This window comes from Synechococcus lacustris Maggiore-St4-Slac, from assembly GCF_024345595.1.
GTDB lineage: Bacteria > Cyanobacteriota > Cyanobacteriia > PCC-6307 > Cyanobiaceae > Synechococcus_D > Synechococcus_D lacustris.
Genome location: NZ_JAGQBK010000020.1, coordinates 25452 through 32248, shown reverse-complemented (window position 1 = coordinate 32248; position 6797 = coordinate 25452). Strand labels below are relative to the sequence as shown.

Annotated in this window: 9 protein-coding genes; 5 read left to right on the top strand and 4 right to left on the bottom strand. The window is 44.2% G+C overall.

Annotation, left to right across the window (positions count from 1 at the left end; genetic code table 11):
• The 4 genes from KBY68_RS10970 to KBY68_RS10955 all read right to left on the bottom strand — a co-directional run.
• Positions 1-467, bottom strand: a 467-nt coding sequence (locus tag KBY68_RS10970; protein ID WP_255097214.1) for a hypothetical protein, incomplete at its 3' end; no start/stop codon positions are given.
• A gap of 80 nt (positions 468-547) precedes the next feature.
• A complete protein-coding gene (locus KBY68_RS10965; RefSeq protein ID WP_255097213.1) occupies positions 548-781 on the bottom strand; it encodes a hypothetical protein in 234 nt (77 codons plus the stop codon).
• Positions 782-997: 216 nt separating this feature from the next.
• A complete protein-coding gene (locus KBY68_RS10960) occupies positions 998-3910 on the bottom strand; it encodes a DUF4114 domain-containing protein (protein ID WP_255097212.1) in 2913 nt (970 codons plus the stop codon).
• 76 nt (positions 3911-3986) lie between these two features.
• Positions 3987-4634 (bottom strand): Coq4 family protein, encoded by a 648-nt coding sequence (locus KBY68_RS10955; RefSeq protein ID WP_255097211.1) that lies wholly within the window; start codon positions 4632-4634, stop codon positions 3987-3989.
• A gap of 36 nt (positions 4635-4670) precedes the next feature.
• Between KBY68_RS10955 and KBY68_RS10950 the strand changes: the two genes are divergently transcribed.
• The 5 genes from KBY68_RS10950 (at position 4671) to KBY68_RS10930 (ending at position 6796) form a co-directional block, all read left to right on the top strand.
• Positions 4671-5381 carry a DUF305 domain-containing protein gene (locus tag KBY68_RS10950; RefSeq protein ID WP_255097210.1) on the top strand — a complete coding sequence of 237 codons (711 nt, stop codon included), beginning with the start codon at positions 4671-4673 and terminating at the stop codon, positions 5379-5381.
• A gap of 39 nt (positions 5382-5420) precedes the next feature.
• On the top strand, positions 5421-5618 hold the full coding sequence (locus tag KBY68_RS10945; RefSeq protein WP_255097208.1) for a DUF3721 domain-containing protein: 198 nt from the start codon (positions 5421-5423) through the stop codon (positions 5616-5618).
• Positions 5615-5878, top strand: coding sequence for a hypothetical protein (locus KBY68_RS10940; RefSeq protein WP_106499588.1), 264 nt, complete (start codon positions 5615-5617; stop codon positions 5876-5878). Before KBY68_RS10945 ends, KBY68_RS10940 begins: the two co-directional genes overlap by 4 nt.
• Positions 5879-6012: 134 nt before the next feature.
• On the top strand, positions 6013-6339 hold the full coding sequence (locus KBY68_RS10935; RefSeq protein ID WP_106499587.1) for a DUF8670 family protein: 327 nt from the start codon (positions 6013-6015) through the stop codon (positions 6337-6339).
• 34 nt (positions 6340-6373) lie between these two features.
• Entirely contained in the window at positions 6374-6796 is a 423-nt protein-coding gene (locus KBY68_RS10930; protein WP_255097216.1) for a DUF8661 family protein, read from the top strand.
• Position 6797 lies beyond the last annotated feature (1 nt).

The following is a 6797-nucleotide window of genomic DNA, read 5'->3' as shown; positions in this document are numbered from 1 at the left end:
AAGGATGTTCTTTTTTTAGTTTTTAGATACCAGTCAGTTACCGCTGTCTCTAATTGAGCCCATTCAATTTCAGGCTCTATTAAACGTTTTGTATGCGATTCGTCAATATCATAATCTCTTTCGACTATATCTAGGTAGTCTTCACCTTGATCATTTTTATTAATGCTCCTTGTCAAATAGAATGCTGCTCTTTCGCATAATTCATATAATTCCAGTTGGCGCCATTGTAGGTGTTCTAATTTTGTTTCTCCATGTTTAAGAAATTCGTTCTCAGATGCATTGAATAATATTTCATCTTCCTCGAACTTGTTATTTTTTATTAGCGCCAGTTTGTTTCCAGCCTGCAGCCACAATCTTCCACCGTTTATGTCGGCCCACGCCTTTGCCAAGTCTTTCATCTGGATGTCTTCTAGATCACTTGGCTGTCCCTGCGAAGCCATAGCTTTTTGGTGGGTTCCTAAGCCCAATTTTCCCAAATCAAGACCCTTTGCGCCATATTTGCACTTGATTTAGGCAAGTATTTAGGCAAATTTATTGCTAAACCCTGTCATACCAGCCTTCTTACTCGGTTTCCTAAACCGTAGGCCGTGGGTTCGAGTCCCGCCAGCCCCGTTATTTGGTCAGGAGCTGGTCGTATTGAGCATGGGTGCCGATCCACACCCAAATCAGCCATGGCTTCATCAGCTAGCCAATCAAGGCGACCAGCATCAAGGTCTTGCTCTATTAGCTGGTCCCATTCTTGGGAGTCAAAAGCAGCTTCAATATCTTTAACGTTGTTCATGGCACTAAGCTAAAGCCCATTCAGATATCTGCAAAATCAAGCCAAATTAAGAAGTAACCATATTTAAAGATTAGTGCTGAACACATCAGCAAAAGCAAGACATGTTCTCCTAGCACACGTTTTCCGGAATCGCACGGTTGTGTCGTTGCTAATCCGCTCAAGCAGGTCTATTAATTAACTCTAAAACGATTTTAGGGATTCACTTTGCCGCGATTTTTAGATGAGTTCGTTTCGCAATCTCCCTAGCTCCAAAGGGGATGGAACTCCAAACCAGGCATCTAGTGCCCTATCTGCACCCCAAACCCCGAGCTTAAAATCTTCTACTCCCGATACAAACTTGCCACTTCCTTGGGCTATTTTATCTAGTTTAGGGGGGAGATTGGTGCGTAAACCAGTGAGAAAAGAAGCGAATTCATCTGCGTTCCATGTCCATTGGCTTGTTTCAGGTTTGATTGAATAAAAAACCGGGCCATCTGCTGCATCGGGACCATAGCTGAATATAAAGTTTGCCCTAGGATCAAATTCTCTCGCTGGCGTTTGGCTATTTGCCTGGGGTAAAACCATACGGTTAATATTATTAATTTGATCCCTGGGATTTCTCCCTAATGAATTTGTAAAAAAGTTAGCAAATAAATCAGCGGCTTCGGAAGGGCTATACAGATTAGGATCTATCTGAGAGAGATCAGATTTCTCCCATATTGGATTGTAATCTGTTGAATCGTTTATAAAATCATAAACTTGCGCATAAAATAAGTCGGCTCCCCATCCGGCGCGATCGTTCTGAGAATCCCAATTTGTTATAGGGCTACTTGATCCTGACAACGGAATGTTATCAAGAGGTGTTTTGCCTTGAATAAGAAGGTTTGGATTACCTTGGTAGCGGCGAACTACACTATTAGAACTAAATATAGCAGCCTCGCCGCCGCCATTTTTCAGAGCAAACTGCGAGTTTTCATACTCATAGATAAATTCATTGAAATAGCGTTTGTTAGTGGTTCCATTTTGAAGATAAAGATTAAGAACATTCAGATAATCAATATACGCCTCATAAGTTTCTTTAATATTAGTCGTTAATGTATAATTAATGTTTGGATTCCCTGCGATTGGTGATGGCGCAGTTCCAGTAAATCCACTCCAATCATGGGCAAAGTCGTCCATTGTGGCATCGGGGTGATAAACAATTGGGCCATTCCAAGAGCCTCCAAGTTTTTTCACAGAAAGATCTATATTGTTGATAAAATCTACCAATTGTTGTGGCGAATTTTCAATAACTGGAAAACCGCTATGACTCTTTGGCGTTGGATTTGCTTTAGAGCTTGGCCCTGAAATATTAATAATTAATTTTAGATCGCTATTATTGGGATTTCCCGTTATTAGTTGCGCTATTTGGTAAGCTGATCCTTTATCTAGGGCGCTTGCATCTTGCCAGAGAACGTCAATTTCCGGGATATTATTAGATGATCCGATCGGAGATGACATAAATAAAGAGCTCGATTTAAATAAAATATTTTCAATGTTTGGAATTTCAAGTTTTATGTCATTAAAGTCATTATCTCCATTGGGCAGGTCTTCAAATCCAATTATTTTGTTGGGATTGCTTACAGCGGGTGCAAATTGAATTTTGTTATCAAAATTTGCGTAATTAATGCTCGAATATAATCCTCCAGATGTTTGCAAATCGCTATCAGCTATTAGGGCATAACGTTGATTGGGTTTAAGCTGTACGTCCCAAGTGAATTTATGGGCTTTTGCATCTCCCGCGGGGCGAGAATCTATAAACCAATTGCTTGTGTCTATGGCTAGTTGTTTGGCATTGGCGAGATATTCAGAATCGCTAACGGAAAGTATTCTTCCTTGGGGGCTCACGATTCTTGCATCATCGTCTAGTAATGGATAGATACCAATCCCGCTCCTAAGTGCCGCGCAAATTTCTAGATTAAATATAAGTTTACCGCTTACATTGCTGTGAATCAGCAGGTTTTGTTGATATTTATTTACGAGCAGGTCATTTTCATTCTCTGTAGCAATACTTGAAAATGCATTCTCATGGCGGGTGAGAGAGCTCGCTTGCGGAACTAGTACGTTTAAGGCATTTTCTGCCGCCCAAATGCCTAAAGTTGGTGCAGTTTGATTTGATTTTAATTGGAATTCTGATTTGTAGCTATTTAAGAATTGATTGAACGAATCGATATTCCATCCTTGCCCTTTAACGACGCCCGGTTGACCTAAACCACCAAAGACAGGTGCATCATTAATACTACCGCTTCCTTGATCTTGGCCAGAGAAGTTAAATATTTGGGGAGCTCTGTTTGGATATCTGAGTGCCCCTGGATTCATGGGTAGATTCGTTTCTTCCTGCAGCACACTAAACATTGTTGAACCCAGCAATAGAGCTTGACTAGGATCTGTAGGTTGACCTACAAGAGTGTTTGAGCTTTGGCCTTGTTTATTATAAAAATCATAAATTTGCATGTATACTCCTGAATCTGGTGTTTCCAGATTGGGGCTTCCATCGCTGTTTTCACTAAGTGCAATTCCTTGCTGCCAATCCCCCGTATTCCATGGTTCTGGGTTTTGAATGCCTTGGGTTTGCAGCTGATGTTTTAAAAAGTTAAATGTATCCAACTTACTTTTATTTGGATCTATCGGTGCGAAATCTTTGCCTTCAGCTATAAATGAAGTAAATTCAGGCAGCTTTATAGGTGTGTCTGAAAGGTTTGAATTTGCCTTGGCGATCGCGGCATTAAATTTCGCCATATAATTCACCATTGCTGCCCATTCATCCTCTAGATCTAGTTGTGTTATGGGATTGCTAGGATTCTTAATCCAATCTTGTGTGGCTTTTTCGCCGTCTGGATGAAATATAAGATTTGGTTGCATTCCGAGTGATGCAAGACTATTGAGTAGTGCTAAGAGAGTTGCTTGTCCCCAAGATCCGGCGGTACTATATGGCCCATCTATATCTAGTACTAGATTCCAGGGTTGGCTTGGATCATTTCCCATTAATCCTAGGAACTGCCTAGCAAGGTCATCGCTATCTTTTTGCCAACTAGCGGGATCATCTTGCCAGAGAATTGTTAATGATGGCACTTGGGAACTTACTAACTGGTTCGCTTTTAAATTGGGCATTATTTTGATTGTAGAGTTGGTTGTGGCATCCTCTCATGTTGGGATGACTTTTGCTATAAATACTTTGCAATAGGTTTTAATTCAGTTTCAATTCTTGACGCCACTCGCTTAAGGGTCTTTCCCAGTGATCTTCTAGGCGATAACTGATTACACAGTTAGCAGTTAGGCCAAGTTCAAAGCCACGGCTGAGGGCATGTAGAAGTGGCTCTAGGGGTTTGTCATTTTGCAATGTTGAAAGCATGCCGCCAAAAATCAACATCACCGCCAGGGGCGAACGGTTTTGAGCCAGGTTGAAGGCCTGCAAACCCAATTCGCCTGGCCCATCGGTGCTAAAGCCTGTGAGTACATGAAGGATGTCGTGGGTTTCACGTAAACGATGTATTAAAAATTCCCGTTGATTAGTAATAGTAGCCGGATCTATTAATGCCTCAGGGGTTAAGCCTTGGTCTTTAAGTTGTTTTGCATAGGTATGGCCAAGGCTGCCTTCTGGCAACTGCTCTAGGGCATTTAAATCAATCGGATTAGGCCGCCAGTTGTCGGCCAGCATCGCTTGGATTCCAGGCTGGTTTAGTAGATAACGGCCCATCTGTGTAGCGAGGGGGCTGTTTTGAACACCGCCTGCAATCGCAAAAACACTTTCAAGGCTATCTGGATGTTTTAGGAATTTCGCCAGCCCTGCCAGCATGCGTAGGGATTGAATGTGCTCGCGCAGATTTAAAAGCATTTGCTAGAGTGTGTTTGTTATATGTTAGCAACTAAAATGATTTCTAGGAAAAACCATTGGCTGCTTTTGCTGTTATTACTAATTTTTAATAGTTCCGCTGTTCTGGCCCAAAAAAATAACCACCACAACCATCATAATCGCCATCAACACCATAATCAACAGCAACAGGCCCCTGCCAGTCATGATTCCCACAGCCATGATGTGGGCCCTGCGGGAGCAACCTATGATTTGCGCTGGCTGGATGCCATGCAGCAACATCACACGGGTGCATTAATAATGAGTGAATATGTATTTAATATTGGTGAACCGGGGGTTGGAGCTTTAGCAAGATCTATCTGGAACGACCAGGCCCAGGAGATTAAAGCGATGGGCCAATGGCGCAAGGCTTGGTATCCAGATGCTCCTATCTACCCGGTAAGCCTGCCAAATGGCGCTGACCCAAATTCGATCGAGGCCCTAGCAGCGATGGAACCTGCCCAGATAGAGGCGATGCGAATGGTGGGCACTACCCCCAACCGTGCCAATCGGGTGCAGTGGTTTTTAGAAGGAATGCTGCAACACCACGGCGGTGCATTGCAAATGGCCCATGATGCCCTTAAGAAATCAAATAACACCACTGTTAAAAGAATGGCTCGATCAATCATCATTGCCCAACGGCGGGAGATAATGCAGCTGCGGGGCATGTTGCAACATGATGGTTTAAACAAGCCTGAATATTATAAGTTTGATAATTTATTCCCCCTTTAATTTTTACCCTTATGTTTTTAACCCTTTAAGGTTATCCCTATGAAATTTATTCTAGCGATCTTGTTTTGTTTGCTGCCAAATTTTGTGTTAGCCCACAGCAAAGGCATGTATAAAACCCAGGCAGAAGCTGAAAAACGTGCCCTTGAGCTCGGTTGTAAAGGCAGCCATCAAAATAATGGCCTTTGGATGCCCTGCGCCGATGAGAGTAATTTGCATAAGGAGTTGCGTAAGCAATGAAGCCCCGCAAATTGCACCGCTTAGTTGTGCCCATCGCCGCCATTCCGCTTTTAATTACAGCTGCTAGTGGTTCCCTATACGGCCTTTTATTGGAGCAGGGTATCGATGCCTTTTGGTTGTTAAAGATCCACACGGGGAAATTTGGTGTGCTCAATCTGCAGCCCTACTATTCCCTGCTGCTTGGTCTATTAACGCTTGTATTGATCGCCTCAGGCTTACTTCTACTTCTGCCGAGGTCAAAAAAGCTCGAAACCCACTAACGAAGCAATTGGATTAAGGAAAAGTTGCTAGAACATTAAGGGCCTGAATCTTAGAAAGCTGCGCCACCTCCACAGGTGGTGGGCTGTTGCATCCCCGCCACCGTAGCTAGCGTAGGTGCGGCCACCAAGGAGTCATGACCCAGCTCCACGATCTGCGTTTACGCCTGTTGGTGCAACAGGAAAGTGAACGCATCGCCGGAAATTCTCCCGCTGAATTAGATCTTTCCGTAGTGCAAGCCCGCAGTTTGTGTTGGCTCGCCCTATTGGCTGAAGCCCATGAGGATCAAGCCAGTGATGCGGAACGCAGGGGTGATGTGGAGCAGGCCATGGGTTGGTTTGCTGATGCCATGCGCCTGCGGGATGTGATTCAGGTGGTTAGCACCATTGAAATTCCCCTGCCCGTTGCTGCAGGCCAAGAGGAGGCAGAATATGAAGACGACGATGGGCAATTAGCCGCCTGATGGCATGATGGGTTTTGGTGAAGAAGGGAGCACGGTGCCAGAAGAGCCCTGCCAATGCCCTGATTGTCTGCGGTTTTACCGGGAACACGATCGGCTGATAAGGGAAAATCCCAGCCTGCGTCAGCAGCAGGAATTAAATTGGGCTGCCCTGCAAGCTTTTCGCACCCTGGCCGGCAGGGTTTTGGAAGATCTCCAAAAAGTGCCAGATGCCGCTACCCCAGGCCAAGAATTGCCAGCGGAAGATGAAAGCCTGCAGCAAGCGTTAGCTGATCTGGAAAACGTAAATGCCCATCTTTTCTCAATTGAAGTGTTGATGGAGCGTATTTTTGATGTGCGTGTACCAGAAGCGGTTGAACAGAAATTCCAGGAGCTAGCTGGTGAGCTAGCCCCTGATCCCCTCAATGCCGACCGCTTACGTTTAAACCGCTTGCTCCATCAAACCCCCGATTTGAGTTGAT